Here is a 12,225-nt window from a genome sequence, read left to right as displayed (position 1 = left end):
AACCCCGGCAGAGGGCTCCTCATGCGTTACAGCAGCGTCACTGAATTGATATCCCAGAACCCCGGCGCATTCGCCAAGGGGCCGATTGCATTGGTTTTTGCCGAAGACGCGGTAGAGATCGACACAACGGTGCGCCACAATCTGGACCTTGGGTTCAAATCCAATATCCTTTTCATTCCTTCCGAACTCGACCTTGCAAAAGACACGGCGGAACACGTCATTCGTGTCGACAACGACATCACTCGCCGAGGCAACCGCGAAGAGATCGTGAACGCCATCATCGACAAAGCGCCGGGCGTGTGGATGTATGTTTGCTACAATGCGGAATACCTGTTCTTCCCTTTTTGCGAGACACGCACCATCGGGGAATTGCTGGCCTTTCACACCGAAGAACGCCGCGATGCGATGCTGTGCTATGCCATCGACCTATACGCCGGCGACCTTGATGCCCATCCAGACGCAGTGGATATCGACAACGCCTATATCGACCGGTCGGGGTATTACGCCTTGGGACGCACCGATCCGGCCACAACCTATCCCAAGGAGCGGCAGCTTGATTTCTTTGGCGGCCTGCGGTGGCGGTACGAGGAACACGTGCCACCAGAGCGGCGCAAGATTGACCGGATCGCGCTGTTCCGGACGAAACCCGGGCTGCGGCTCCGGGCTGACCACACGTTCAACGATGAAGAATACAACACTTATGCCTGTCCGTGGCACCACAACCTGACAGCGGCGGTGGCGACATTCCGAACGGCGAAGGCTCTGAAGCGCAATCCGGGTTCGGCCTACGAGATCGAAACATTCCGGTGGCACAATTCGGTGCCCTTCGAATGGCATTCGCGGCAATTGCTGGATTTGGGGCTGATGGAGTCAGGCCAGTGGTTCTAGACCTCGCTATTCGGCGCCCGGCACATCCAAAGTGACAATCGTCCCCACCGCGCCGCGCGTCACTTGCAGAGACGCCTGCAAGCCGTCGCACAGCCCCTGAACGATACGCCCGCCCAACCCGTCAGAATTGGGCCATGTCACATCTTCCGGCAAGCCAACCCCGTCATCGGTCACCATTGCGCGCATCCCACCATTGTCGGTGCGCATGACGCGCAATTCGACCAGCCCCGATTTCTGCTCACGGAATGCATGTTGCATGGCGTTGGTCAAAACTTCGGACAGGATCAATCCGATGCGCACGGCGGTTTCCGTGTCGACCATCAGCGGTTCGACATGGATGTTCATGCGCACTCCGGGACGACTGTCGAGATAGGCAATTGCGTTGGCCACCCGGCCCAGATATGCGCCCAATTTGATTTTGCCGTCATTGCGCTCCAACGTGGCCGCCGACATTTCCTCGTAAAGCAATTGAAGGCTTTCGATGCGGCGCGACAAATCTTTATATTCCTCTGGCGCCTTGCTGTTGCGGGCTTTCATGCGGATCAGGCCAAGGATCATCGACAGGTGGTTTTTCACCCGATGTTGGATCTCTGCCATGACGGTTTCGAATTGCCTGAGCCGTTCAGCTTGTTTGTCGTTCTCGACCTCGCTTTGAAGGCCGACGAAATACACAAGCTCTTCGTTCTCGTCCGTGACCGGCGAAATCAGGAGCGCGTTTAGAAATGCTTCGCCATTGGCGCGCACGTTCGTCAACACGGTCGAAGCTTCCTCGCGGTGTTCAATGGCTTTGCGCAGGTCTTCCACAGCCGAAGACGAGGTTTGTTCGCCCTGCAAGAATCGGCAATTGCGGCCCAAAGCCATTTCGGACGTGTACCCGGTCAGCCTTTCAAAGGCGCGGTTGACGTAGACAATCGGATTGTCTGGCAAGCGTGGATTGGTCAAAACCATAGCAACGGTCGACGCACTGAAGATCGCAGTTGCGTCTTGTTCGCTGATATCTCCGGGTTGAAAAGACACTTTTCTGTCCATTGTCACGTACCTCGTTCGGCAATCGGCCTCGTCCCATTCTGCGTGCGCCCACACTTTGCGCCGCACACGTTGTGCAGCAGTATGTGTGGGCGGCTCTGCACCACGTTCGACTGACGGGATCAGTCCAAGTCTTCGGTGACGATCCGCTCGTCCGAAACGTTCAAATCCTTTAGCGCCTTGGAGATATCGTCGATCATCGGTTCCGGTCCGCAGATGTAGATTGGGCCGTCCGTCTGAGCGACAATCGGGGCAAGGTACTCCTTGTCGATCTGATCCCGCGCAAGCTCGCTTTCAGGATCATCTGTCACCACAAAATGGCAGTTCAAGCCGGGCATTGACGTGAAAGCATCGCGCAGGATGATGTCGTCCTCGGTCTTGTTGGAAAAGACGAGGTGGCAATCCTTCAAGGTGCCATGCGTTTGCAAACGACGTTTCAGCACAGCGATGAAAGGTGTGATCCCGGCTCCACCCGCGATGAACACTCCCGGACCCTTATCTTCGATGGCGCCCCACGGATCGCTGACTTCGACCTGATCGGTCATCTGCATCTTGGCGATCTGTTCGGTAACACCGTCATGGTCAGGATAGGACTTGATGACGAATTCCAGCGTCACATCGGTGGGCAGGCCGGTAAAAGTGAACGGGCGCTGCTCGTCGCGCCATCCGTCCTTGGCAAGTGCAAAATCGCAGGCCTGGCCGGGCGTGTAGACGTAACCATCGGGTTTGTTGAACACCAGATGGTGGGTGTCATGCGTCACGGGTTCAATGCTTTGCAGCGTCAGCGTGTATGTCATTTGACGTGTCTCCTTTGCAGAAGACAACGATCAACTCAGGGCAGAGTTCCCAACTACGTCAAAGATGCTCGAATTGCGGCATACCCAAAACATGGAACCCACCATCGACGCGAATGATCTCGCCTGTGGTGCAAGCACCGGCATCCGACGCAAGATACACCGCTGTCCCGCCCACAGCTTCGAGAGTGGCGTTGGAGCGAAGCGGAGCATTCTGATCAGTGTGCTTGTAAGTCTTGCGCGCACCACCGATCGCCGCCCCGGCAAGTGTCTTCATCGGACCGGGGCTGATCGCATTGACGCGGATGCCTTCGGGACCAAGGTCGTTCGCCAGATAGCGCACAGAGGCCTCCAACGCAGCCTTGGCCACGCCCATGACGTTGTAGCTGGGCGTCACGCGGGTGGACCCCATATAGGTCAGCGTCAGCAGCGTACCGCCGTTGTCCACCATGAGCGGGTGCGCCCGACGTGCCACGTCGATAAAGCTGTAGGCCGAAACATCGAGCGAATTCTTAAAGTTGGCGCGGCTCGTGTTAAGGATGCGTCCCTGCAGTTCCGACTTGTCGGAAAACGCGATCGCATGAACAAGAAAATCGATCGTCGGCCGGCGTGCGGCCAGTTGTTCGAACGCCGTGTCGAGTGACGCATCATCCGTCACATCTACATCGACCATGAAATCCGACCCGACACTGGCCGCCAGCGGTTCAAGACGTTTCCCAAAGGCTTCGCCCTGATAGGTGAAGGCAAGCTCTGCTCCGGCTTCGGCCATCGCCTTTGCGATCCCCCACGCGATGGACCGCTCATTGGCGACGCCCATGATCAGGCCGCGCTTGCCCTTCAATTGTCCTGTCATTTTCAATCCATGTACTTCGACAACAACATCGACCCATTGGTGCCGCCAAACCCGAAGGAATTGGTCATCAACGTATCAAGACCCGCATTTTCCACCAGTGCCGTGGCGATCTCTTCCGGCTTCAGTGCCGGATCGAGTGTTTCCACGTTGATCGATGGAATGATGAAATCGTCCCGCAGCGCGAGCAGGCAGTAGATCGCCTCTTGCGCGCCGGTGGCGCCTTGGCTGTGACCTGTCATCGACTTGGTGGAACTCACCGGCGGTGTCGATCCATCGCCAAAGACACGCCGCACAGCTTCGATTTCGCCGACATCGCCTACGGGCGTCGAAGTGCCATGGGCATTTATATAGCTGACTTTGCGGCCCTCTGGCAGCGTCTTGAGCGCGCCGCGCATCGCGCGTTCGCCCCCCTCGCCGGACGGGGCGACCATGTCAGCACCGTCCGAGGTGGCGGAGAACCCGGTGACCTCGGCATAGATCGTAGCGCCCCGTGCCAGCGCGCGTTCCAGCGGTTCAAGCACCACCATCGCGCCACCGCCCGAGATCACGAACCCGTCGCGCCCCGCATCAAAGGCCCGCGACGCTTTCTCGGGTGTGTCGTTGTATTTCGACGACATGGCGCCCATCGCATCGAACAGGCAGGACAGCGTCCAGTCCAGTTCTTCGCCACCGCCCGCGAACATCACATCCTGCATCCCCAAAGCCACCTGTTGTGCCGCCATGCCGATGCAATGCAGCGACGTCGAGCAGGCCGAGGTGATCGAAAAGTTCATGCCCTTGATCTGATATGCCGTAGCAAGGTTGGCGCTGACAGTCGACGACATGGTTTTCGGCACCGCGAACGGCCCGATCCGTTTTGTTGCACCTGTGCTCAGCACGGATTGATGCGCGGTCAGCATCGCACTGGTCGACGGCCCGCCCGATCCAGCGATCAAACCTGTCATCGGGTTCACCACCTCTTCCGGTGTCAGCCCTGCATCGGCAATCGCCTGTCCCATCGCAATATGGGCATAGGCAGCCCCCGGCCCCATGAACCGCAGCGTGCGCTTGTCCACATGCGCGGACACATCAAGGTCGATGGCACCGGCCACCTGCGACCGGAATCCATGTTCAGCCATATCGGCATTTGCGGTGATCCCGGACCGGCCTGCTTTCAGGCTCGCGGCCACCTCTTCGGCATTGTTCCCAATAGACGAAACAATTCCCAATCCTGTCACGACAACACGGCGCATCACGGCTCCTTACAATTGTTGCATGCGTGTGTAGGGGAAGGTGGGGGGAAGGAGCAAGCAGATTGGACGCAACAGGGCGATCCTGAATATCGAGGAACATGCTGACGCTGTATGCCTTTATACGCAGCACTCCGGCGCAGATCGGGGACAAATCGCGAAAGTGCCTGCGATATTCTGGCCCGATGCCGCGTTTACAGTGCTCTGACGCCTTGCGCCAAGCCCTGGGAATCACGACACAGCATGCACCCGATACCCGTCAGACAGGGATGAGACATGACCGAACAACCCCGCCTTCAGGACCGTCCCGACTGGCTGTATCTCTTGCGTGACTATTACGAACTCTATCGACGCTTGTCTGCAGGCGGCAGCGCCAAGATCCGGAGCCACCAGAAAACCGTCCGCGATGGCATCAGCCGGGTCATCAAGGCGAATGCCGAAGTACAGGAACACGAACCTTTGGGTAAGCCGGTAACAGCGCATTGGCGGCGTGCGCTGGACAATGGCCGGATGGAGCGGCACGCGCCCTTTATCCGGGCTCTGGAAAGCGTGCAGGGGCATCTGGTCTGGCAGTACGGCTATGAAAAAGTGCCCCGCGGCTTGGAACGGAAATACGCTTATGCCGAACTGGTCGGCCCTACCGGACCAGTGATCACCGACGAGGTGATCCTTGGTCTCGTTCTATTCGCGCCGGGATGCACCTATCCCGCGCATGCACATGACGGAATTTCCGAAAGCTACATCTGCCTGTCAGGCGCTGTGTCCGAGAACGATCAGGGTGTTTATGCGCCGGGATCGCTGATCTTCAATCCACCTGAACAACGCCACCGCATCACCGTCGCCGAGCAAAACCCGGCGCTCTTATGCTACGCGTGGACAGGTGCACGGGAAAAATTGGCGAACCAGAAAATGGTGTTCAGCCGGGGACCAAGGAAGTGAACCTGACAGCTTAGCTCTCGGACAGAGCGACTTTCATATCCTTGACCTGATAGATGACGTCACCGTCGGCCTCGACCCGGCCGTCGGCAACCCCCATGGTCAGGCGGCGCGTCTGGATGGCTTTGGTGAAGTCGACGTAATAGGTCAGCATCTTACGATCGGGGCGAACCATACCGGTAAGCTTGACCTCACCTACACCCAGCGCATAGCCGCGCCCTTGCCAGCCCCGCCAACCAAGGTTGAAGCCCGTCAATTGCCACAGACCATCCAACCCCAAGCAGCCCGGCATGATCGGGTTGCCCGGAAAGTGACAATCAAAAAACCAAAGGTCAGGGGTGATGTCGAACTCGGCCACGACATGGCCTTTGCCATGCGCCCCGCCATCGCCCGAGATATCTGTGATCCGGTCCATCATCAGCATGGGTGGCTCGGGAAGCTGCGCATTGCCCGGCCCGAAAAGCTCTCCGCGCGCACATTTCAAAAGATCGTCACGGTCGAAGCTGCGAGGAAATTCGGTCATGTTCGACAAGGCTCCCGGATTGATTGGCGAAATCCCGCTTCCTCTATCACCGAGGCCGATGCGCGTGCAAGCCCACCACTCGACGCGGCATGAGACAAGTTGTTGCAAGAAATTTATTTGAACTGCGAGCCATTCGCACCCTATATACTTACGTGACAAGGAGCAAAGCCGGTATGTCTTCACGATCCATCGACCGCGGAACCGATTGGCTGTCCAAAGGCGGCGTGCGCCCGACGCGGCAGCGCGTGGCCCTCGCATCTCTGCTCGTTGGGGATGGTAAGAACCGCCACGTCACCGCCGAAAGCCTGTTCGCGGCCGCGCAGGATACCGGCGAACAAGTGTCGCTGGCCACTGTGTACAACACGTTGCGCGCCTTCTGCGATGCAGGGCTGATGCAGGAAGTCACTGTCGATGGTGCACGCAGCTACTTCGACACCAACACGCATGACCATCCGCATTTTTTCTGGGAAGACGAGGGGCGTCTGACAGACGCACCCGCGGACGAACTCGAAATCGCGCGCATTCCCGGCCCACCGGAAGGCGCAGAGATTTCCAGCGTCAACGTGGTGATCAAGCTTCGCCGAACCTGACAAAGGCCATGGCTCGTATTGCCATGGCATAGGCTGTGATCAACGACCAAAGATGAGATCACATTGGGCGCATTTGATGTAAGCCGCCGAATAGATCAATTTCTCTGTATTTCCCCAAGTCCCCACTTTGTTTCCGCAAAGTTGCGTCGACAGGGGTAATCCCCCTTGTTTCAAAGCCCGTTCCAAATGCGGTGCACTCGAAGTGCCGAGCTGGAACAGGTCCGCAGACAGTCCAAATTTTCAGTAAATTCGCTCTTTAACACCCCGTTCACTCCTCATTCCGCATCACCCGTCGTGGGGGCGTTTTGAATGAGGGGTGTGGGGTATGGAACCCTTGACCGATGTATTCGGAACGCAGACGTCTGCGGCGGGACTTTCTTTTGGATTGCGGGGGGTTGTTGACTGGAGTGTTCAGCAACCGTTTCTGGATGTGTTCAAGACGGCACGGCCGTGGTTGGGGCACAGCGAGAACCAGTGGGGGGCCTATGGCTCGGAGGATCTTGGGGCGATGGGGCTGCTGGATGCCAATGGCTGGATCACTGATCTGCCGTCGGGTGTCGATCGGGTCGAGACCTTCATTCTGACCGAGATGCCGGTCGAGGCGCAGTATACGGCGGGCAGCTACCGACTGAGCTATGACGGCGCGGGCGAGATCCATGTGCACGGCGCCGACATCATATCGCAGGCCAATGGCGAGATCTGGTTCAACTACACGCCCACCGGCGAAGGTATGGTCACCATTTCGATCACCGGGACCGATCCGCAGAACACCGGCAACTACCTGCGCAATATCGAGGTGGTCAAACAGGAATACATCCCCGCCTTCGAGGCCGGCGCGCTGTTCAACCCGCTCTGGCTCGACATGATCAACGACGCGCAAGGGCTGCGCTTCATGGATTGGCAGGAGACCAACAATTCCCAGGTCCAAAGCTGGTCCGACCGCCCCACCGTGGGCACCTACAGCTATGCTGAAGGTGTGCCTCTTGAGGTGATGGTGGCGCTGGCCAATGCCACCGGCACCGAGCCTTGGTTCAACATGCCCTGGAACGCTGACGAGGCCTATATCCGCAACTTCGCCACCTATGTGCGTGACAATCTCGACCCCGATCTGCGGGCCCATATCGAGATGTCCAACGAGGTCTGGAACTGGATGTTCGAACAGGCCCGTGAGGCCTCTGCCGATGCACAGGAGCGCTTTGGGCAGGACCTTGGCGATGGCTGGATGCAGGAATACGGCGCCCGTGCCGCCGAGATGGCATCGGTGCTGGACAGCGTTTATGCCGGGTCTGAGGATCAGTTGGTCAAGGTCATCGCCACCCATACCGGCTGGCCGGGGTTGGAGGAATCGATCCTGCAGGCCCCCAACTGGCAGGCGCTCAGCCCGGCCAATGCCGCGCCCTATCTGTCCTTCGACACCTACGCCATCACCGGCTATTTCAGCGGCGGTCTCGGCACCGATGCCAAGGCTCCGCTGGTGCTGAACTGGATTGCCCAGAGCGAGGCGCAGGCCCGTCAGGACGCCGCTTCCCTCGGGCTGAGCGGTTCTGCCGCAAACGCTTATTTTGCCGAGCACCGCTTCGATCAGGCGGTGGCCCTTGCCGTGCGCGAACTGCGTGACGGCTCCGTCACCGGAGATGCCGAGGATTCCCTGGTCAGCCTGTTCGAGTTGTTCGCCTATCACAAGTCCGTCGCCGATGCGCACGGTCTCGATCTGGTGATGTACGAGGGTGGCACCCATGTGGCCGGCAGCGGCCAGTGGATCAACAATGACCTGCTCACCGAGTTCTTCACCCACCTGAACTACTCCGACGGCATGGGCCAGCTCTACACCGAGCTGCTTGCCGGGTGGGAAGCAGCCGGTGGCACGCTCTTCAATGCCTTCGTCGATGTCTCCGAGCCCAGCCAGTGGGGCAGCTGGGGGTCGCTGCGCCATCTGCAGGACAGCACCGCGCGTCATGATGCCGTGGTGGAGTTCATGGAAAGCCACCCAGCTCCGGCCACGATGAAGGACGGGATTGTCGGAAACGCCACGTTCGACTTCGGCCCCGTGCCGGAGCCCACCCCGCAGGACGAGGACGACACACCGGTCGTCACCCCACAGCCGCGTCCCGAACCCCAACCGCAGCCCACACCCGAGCCGACGCCTGAACAGCCGAGGCCAACCCGGCAGCCCGATATCGCGCCGACCGCAGAGGTGCGCGAATACGTGTTCGGCACCGGGCTCTTTGCACTGGCCGATGGCAACCCCGAACATTCCGTCGCCCATTGGATGGAGCAGATGGCCGGGTCGTCCGGCACCTCCTATGCCACCTCGATCCAGACCGGCATGCTCACCCTGCATGACAACCTGCCGCCCAATCCGCATCTGTGGATCGAAGGCGTCGCCTCGTCTTGGGCCCCCGAAAGCGGCCAGAGCTTCGCTGACGCCAATATCAACCAGATCACCATTTCCGAAGAGAACTTCACCCAGGATCAGGCCCCGGACGCCCCGGACTATGCCGATCCCAGTTCCTCGCCCGCCGAGGCCGCACTGCGCATCATCGCATGGGTCGAAGGGCAGGCCCCCGGTGCCACGATCAATCTCTACGAGACATGGCCCAGCCTCGAGCCCTTTGCCGACAGCTTCCCGCCAAGCGCCGAGGCCTTCGGCAACTGGGTCAGCTACCTCACCGGGGACTGGCACGGCTGGTGGGTCGCACTGCACGAGATCATCCGCGACGCCCGTCCCGACCTCGATGTCCGCCTGATCAGTGCCGGACCCCAGATCGCCCAGATGCTTGGCGATCTCGGCATCGCGGAGTTCACCGCCCAGGACCTGTTCCAGGACCTTGAAGGACACGGCACACCAACCCTCTACTTCCTCGCCGCAACCATCCACTATACAACCCTCTATGGAACGCCCCCAAGCACAGACATCCAACTCCCGAACACGCTCCACCCCGCCGTCGTCAACAACTTCGCCCAAATCGTCGAGTGGGTCGCCGATAATCTGGCAACCTTGCCAAGCCCTATGGTTGCGCCGTTTTCCGAGCGGTCGGACGGGGGGGCTAGCGCCCCAGTGCAAACTGGAACAGCGGGTGATGATATAATCCAACCGGACAGCCTGATTGGCGCGATAGACGGCGGGACGGGCTTTGACACACTCTTGCTGGACGGCAACCAGACTTTTTATTCGTTGCGCATTGGGGATGACGACGTCTGGTTGGAAAACAGGGTATTGGACAGTGCGCCAGTTCAGATCCGGAATATCGAGCGGTTGCAATTTGACAGCCATAGCTCCTCGTTTGGCGAAGCCGGGATCGACCTTGATCTCTTCGACGGGATGGCGCGGCTGACCGACGACGCGATGGGCACGCTGACCGAGCTCTATATCGCCTATTTCAACCGGGCGCCCGATGCGGTTGGGCTGTTCTTCTGGGGCAACCAGCTTGCTGATGGCATGAGCCTGCGCGAGATCGCCGGGTATTTCTTCGACCAGCCGGAAACCCGCGCGCTTTATGGCGATGTGGCGGACCTGTCGGAGTTCGTCTCGACCGTCTATCAGAACGTGCTGGGGCGCGCGCCCGATGCGTCGGGTCTCGAGTTCTGGCTTGATCTGCTGGAAAGCAATGCTGCGGTGACGCCGTCGACCTTCATCATGGAGATCCTTGCCGGAGCCAAGGCCGCAACCGGCAGCGCCGCCGATGCCGCCTATCTTGAGAACAAGGTCGCTTTGGGCAGCCATTTTGCCATTACGCGCGGCATGTCCGATGTGGAGGAAGCAAGCATGGTGATGTCCGAGTTCGACGGATCCCAGATCAGCCTTGAGGAAGGTCTTGCCCGCAGCGATGATTTCTACGAAGAGGCGCTTTCCGCCACGGATGGCGACTTCCTGATCCAGCTTGTCGGCGTATCCGATGCGCCCTTCGCGATATGATCCACGATGGAAGATGGTGTGCACCCACAGGCAGGCGCCCAGCCACAATGGCAGGTAGACGACAGACATTCGAAAAGCCTTTTGCAACGACTTGAACCGTGTCGCCCAAGTGCTGCCCGGTTTTGGCACCGTTGTCTTAACAAGCCGTGAGCAAGAGTACGATCTGCGTCGAATTGGACGTATTGGCACAATGCCAATTGATTGGAATCGCCGCTTCTGTGACAGTAGACCGCGATGGTGGGCAGTGTCTGAAGCGCTGCCCGAATAGGGAATACGGTGCAATTCCGTGACTGCCCCCGCAACTGTAAGCGGTGAGTGCTTCGCGCAAAACCACTGGGCCGAATGGTCTGGGAAGGTGCGAGCTTCACGATGACCCGCGAGTCAGGAGACCTGCCATCACATATGAACTGAACCCGGGCGGGGTGCTCCGGAGGTCGATATGGCTTGCGCCGCTGTGGTGCGGTACTTGAATACGACCTCTATGCGACCTGTCCCTGCGCGGAGGGCGCTGATATGTCGATCGAACGAACCCTGACCCAGTTACAGGTCAATCCTCGCACAGCCGAACGTGCGCGGGAGATTGGGCAATTGGGCTATATGCAATGGCTTGGTGGGCTGCCTGCCAAAGCCTGTTACCTGACCGAGGCCACCTGCGCCTATATGGCAGCCGCACCGTTTCGGGACACCGATCCGGCGGTTGAGGAGTTTTGCAAGCTGTTGAAGGCGTCTTTGGATGCTCCGCTTACGCCGCTTGATCTTGCGCTGCCCAAACCACGCCGGCGCGGCGGTGCCAAGGAGCGGCGGCTGTCGCTATGATTTTAGGCCAGAGGCGGCGGCTTCGAACGCGGCGGCTGCCTCTTGGGTCATGGGATCACTGAGCAAACTGCGGGCAAGGTCTGGAGAAAGGGTAAAACAGTCCAGCCCGCGGGCGGCAAGCGCCACCATTTGATCGGCGGTGCGCAGCGATGCCACAAGGATGCGCGGCTTACCACCAGAGATGGCTTGCATGTTCGAGAGGTGATTCAAGGCAGGCAATCCCGCCTCATCCATTCGCCCGAAATAGGGGGCCACGAAATCGGCATCCAACGCCTTGGCCACGATTACCTGTTTGGGGTCGTAAACGGCAGTGAGCAGGATTGGGCCACCGAGCGCCTTGATTGACGGGACGGCGCGCAGGGCATCCGGTGTCATCGGAATTTTGACGACTGTGCGCAGACCCGCCGCTGCGCCGGCATCGTAAAGCTTATGGGCCCAGTCGACATAGGCTTCGACAGCCCCGAACACCTGACCATGCAGTTCCAGAGCACCGAGGTCATGCGCGCGCTTTGCCATCTCGACCCAGTTGATCGCCGGGTAGTCCAGCCCCGCGCGCTGTGCCAGAAGCGGGTTGGTGGTAATGCCCCGAAAGAGGCCTGTTGGCATGAGATCTGTCCATGCCGCACGGTCCGCCGTATCGAGGTAGAGGTCCAA

General features: G+C 59.5%; 11 protein-coding genes and 1 riboswitch. Of the genes, 5 read left to right on the top strand and 6 right to left on the bottom strand.

Annotated features, from left to right (window positions below):
• The first annotated feature begins 21 nt into the window (after window positions 1–21).
• Complete coding sequence (locus tag MCRY_RS06990; RefSeq protein WP_085628953.1) at window positions 22–888, top strand: glycosyltransferase family 2 protein; 867 nt, start codon at window positions 22–24, stop codon at window positions 886–888.
• 6 nt (window positions 889–894) lie between these two features.
• Here MCRY_RS06990 and MCRY_RS06985 read toward each other — a convergent pair whose 3' ends face one another.
• From MCRY_RS06985 to MCRY_RS06970, 4 genes are all read right to left on the bottom strand, one after another.
• On the bottom strand, window positions 895–1,905 hold the full coding sequence (locus tag MCRY_RS06985; RefSeq protein WP_244897886.1) for a PAS domain-containing protein: 1,011 nt from the start codon (window positions 1,903–1,905) through the stop codon (window positions 895–897).
• Window positions 1,906–2,036: 131 nt separating this feature from the next.
• Window positions 2,037–2,711 carry a ferredoxin reductase domain-containing protein gene (locus MCRY_RS06980; RefSeq protein ID WP_085628779.1) on the bottom strand — a complete coding sequence of 225 codons (675 nt, stop codon included), beginning with the start codon at window positions 2,709–2,711 and terminating at the stop codon, window positions 2,037–2,039.
• Window positions 2,712–2,769: 58 nt separating this feature from the next.
• Window positions 2,770–3,561 (bottom strand): enoyl-ACP reductase FabI, encoded by a 792-nt coding sequence (locus MCRY_RS06975; RefSeq protein ID WP_085628778.1) that lies wholly within the window; start codon window positions 3,559–3,561, stop codon window positions 2,770–2,772.
• Between the two features lie 2 nt (window positions 3,562–3,563).
• The gene (locus MCRY_RS06970) at window positions 3,564–4,793 is read right to left on the bottom strand and encodes a beta-ketoacyl synthase N-terminal-like domain-containing protein (RefSeq protein ID WP_085628777.1); all 1,230 of its coding nucleotides are present in this window, start codon (window positions 4,791–4,793) and stop codon (window positions 3,564–3,566) included.
• Between the two features lie 273 nt (window positions 4,794–5,066).
• On the opposite strand from MCRY_RS06970, the gene MCRY_RS06965 reads away from it, so the two are divergent.
• On the top strand, window positions 5,067–5,729 hold the full coding sequence (locus MCRY_RS06965) for a dimethylsulfonioproprionate lyase family protein (RefSeq protein WP_085628776.1): 663 nt from the start codon (window positions 5,067–5,069) through the stop codon (window positions 5,727–5,729).
• Between the two features lie 10 nt (window positions 5,730–5,739).
• On the opposite strand, the gene fabA is transcribed toward MCRY_RS06965, so the two are convergent.
• Entirely contained in the window at window positions 5,740–6,249 is a 510-nt protein-coding gene (fabA, locus tag MCRY_RS06960; protein ID WP_085628952.1) for a bifunctional 3-hydroxydecanoyl-ACP dehydratase/trans-2-decenoyl-ACP isomerase, read from the bottom strand.
• Between the two features lie 173 nt (window positions 6,250–6,422).
• Between fabA and irrA the strand changes: the two genes are divergently transcribed.
• The 3 genes from irrA (at window position 6,423) to MCRY_RS06945 (ending at window position 11,571) form a co-directional block, all read left to right on the top strand.
• Entirely contained in the window at window positions 6,423–6,839 is a 417-nt protein-coding gene (irrA, locus tag MCRY_RS06955; RefSeq protein WP_085628775.1) for an iron response transcriptional regulator IrrA, read from the top strand.
• A gap of 325 nt (window positions 6,840–7,164) precedes the next feature.
• A complete protein-coding gene (locus MCRY_RS06950) occupies window positions 7,165–10,755 on the top strand; it encodes a DUF4214 domain-containing protein (protein WP_085628774.1) in 3,591 nt (1,196 codons plus the stop codon).
• A gap of 218 nt (window positions 10,756–10,973) precedes the next feature.
• A riboswitch (cobalamin riboswitch) is annotated at window positions 10,974–11,167 on the top strand.
• 101 nt (window positions 11,168–11,268) lie between these two features.
• Entirely contained in the window at window positions 11,269–11,571 is a 303-nt protein-coding gene (locus tag MCRY_RS06945; protein WP_085628773.1) for a hypothetical protein, read from the top strand.
• Here the strand turns inward: MCRY_RS06945 and MCRY_RS06940 are convergent.
• Window positions 11,566–12,225: a transaldolase family protein gene (locus tag MCRY_RS06940; RefSeq protein WP_171046113.1), complete on the bottom strand. Its 660-nt coding sequence runs from the start codon at window positions 12,223–12,225 to the stop codon at window positions 11,566–11,568. The genes MCRY_RS06945 and MCRY_RS06940 overlap by 6 nt on opposite strands.

Source organism: Marivita cryptomonadis (assembly GCF_002115725.1).
Taxonomy (GTDB): domain Bacteria; phylum Pseudomonadota; class Alphaproteobacteria; order Rhodobacterales; family Rhodobacteraceae; genus Marivita; species Marivita cryptomonadis.
The sequence above is the reverse complement of the archived record's forward strand: the minus strand, read 5'-3'. Positions and strand labels throughout refer to the sequence as shown.

Excerpts from the sequence above, each read along its gene's own strand:
- MCRY_RS06990 (WP_085628953.1), top strand. The coding sequence starts at position 22 with ATGCGTTACAGCAGCGTCACTGAATTGATATCCCAGAACCCCGGCGCA.
- MCRY_RS06980 (WP_085628779.1), bottom strand. The coding sequence starts at position 2,711 with ATGACATACACGCTGACGCTGCAAAGCATTGAACCCGTGACGCATGAC.
- MCRY_RS06975 (WP_085628778.1), bottom strand. The coding sequence starts at position 3,561 with ATGACAGGACAATTGAAGGGCAAGCGCGGCCTGATCATGGGCGTCGCC.
- MCRY_RS06970 (WP_085628777.1), bottom strand. The coding sequence starts at position 4,793 with ATGCGCCGTGTTGTCGTGACAGGATTGGGAATTGTTTCGTCTATTGGG.
- MCRY_RS06965 (WP_085628776.1), top strand. The coding sequence starts at position 5,067 with ATGACCGAACAACCCCGCCTTCAGGACCGTCCCGACTGGCTGTATCTC.
- fabA (WP_085628952.1), bottom strand. The coding sequence starts at position 6,249 with ATGACCGAATTTCCTCGCAGCTTCGACCGTGACGATCTTTTGAAATGT.
- irrA (WP_085628775.1), top strand. The coding sequence starts at position 6,423 with ATGTCTTCACGATCCATCGACCGCGGAACCGATTGGCTGTCCAAAGGC.
- MCRY_RS06950 (WP_085628774.1), top strand. The coding sequence starts at position 7,165 with ATGGAACCCTTGACCGATGTATTCGGAACGCAGACGTCTGCGGCGGGA.
- MCRY_RS06945 (WP_085628773.1), top strand. The coding sequence starts at position 11,269 with ATGTCGATCGAACGAACCCTGACCCAGTTACAGGTCAATCCTCGCACA.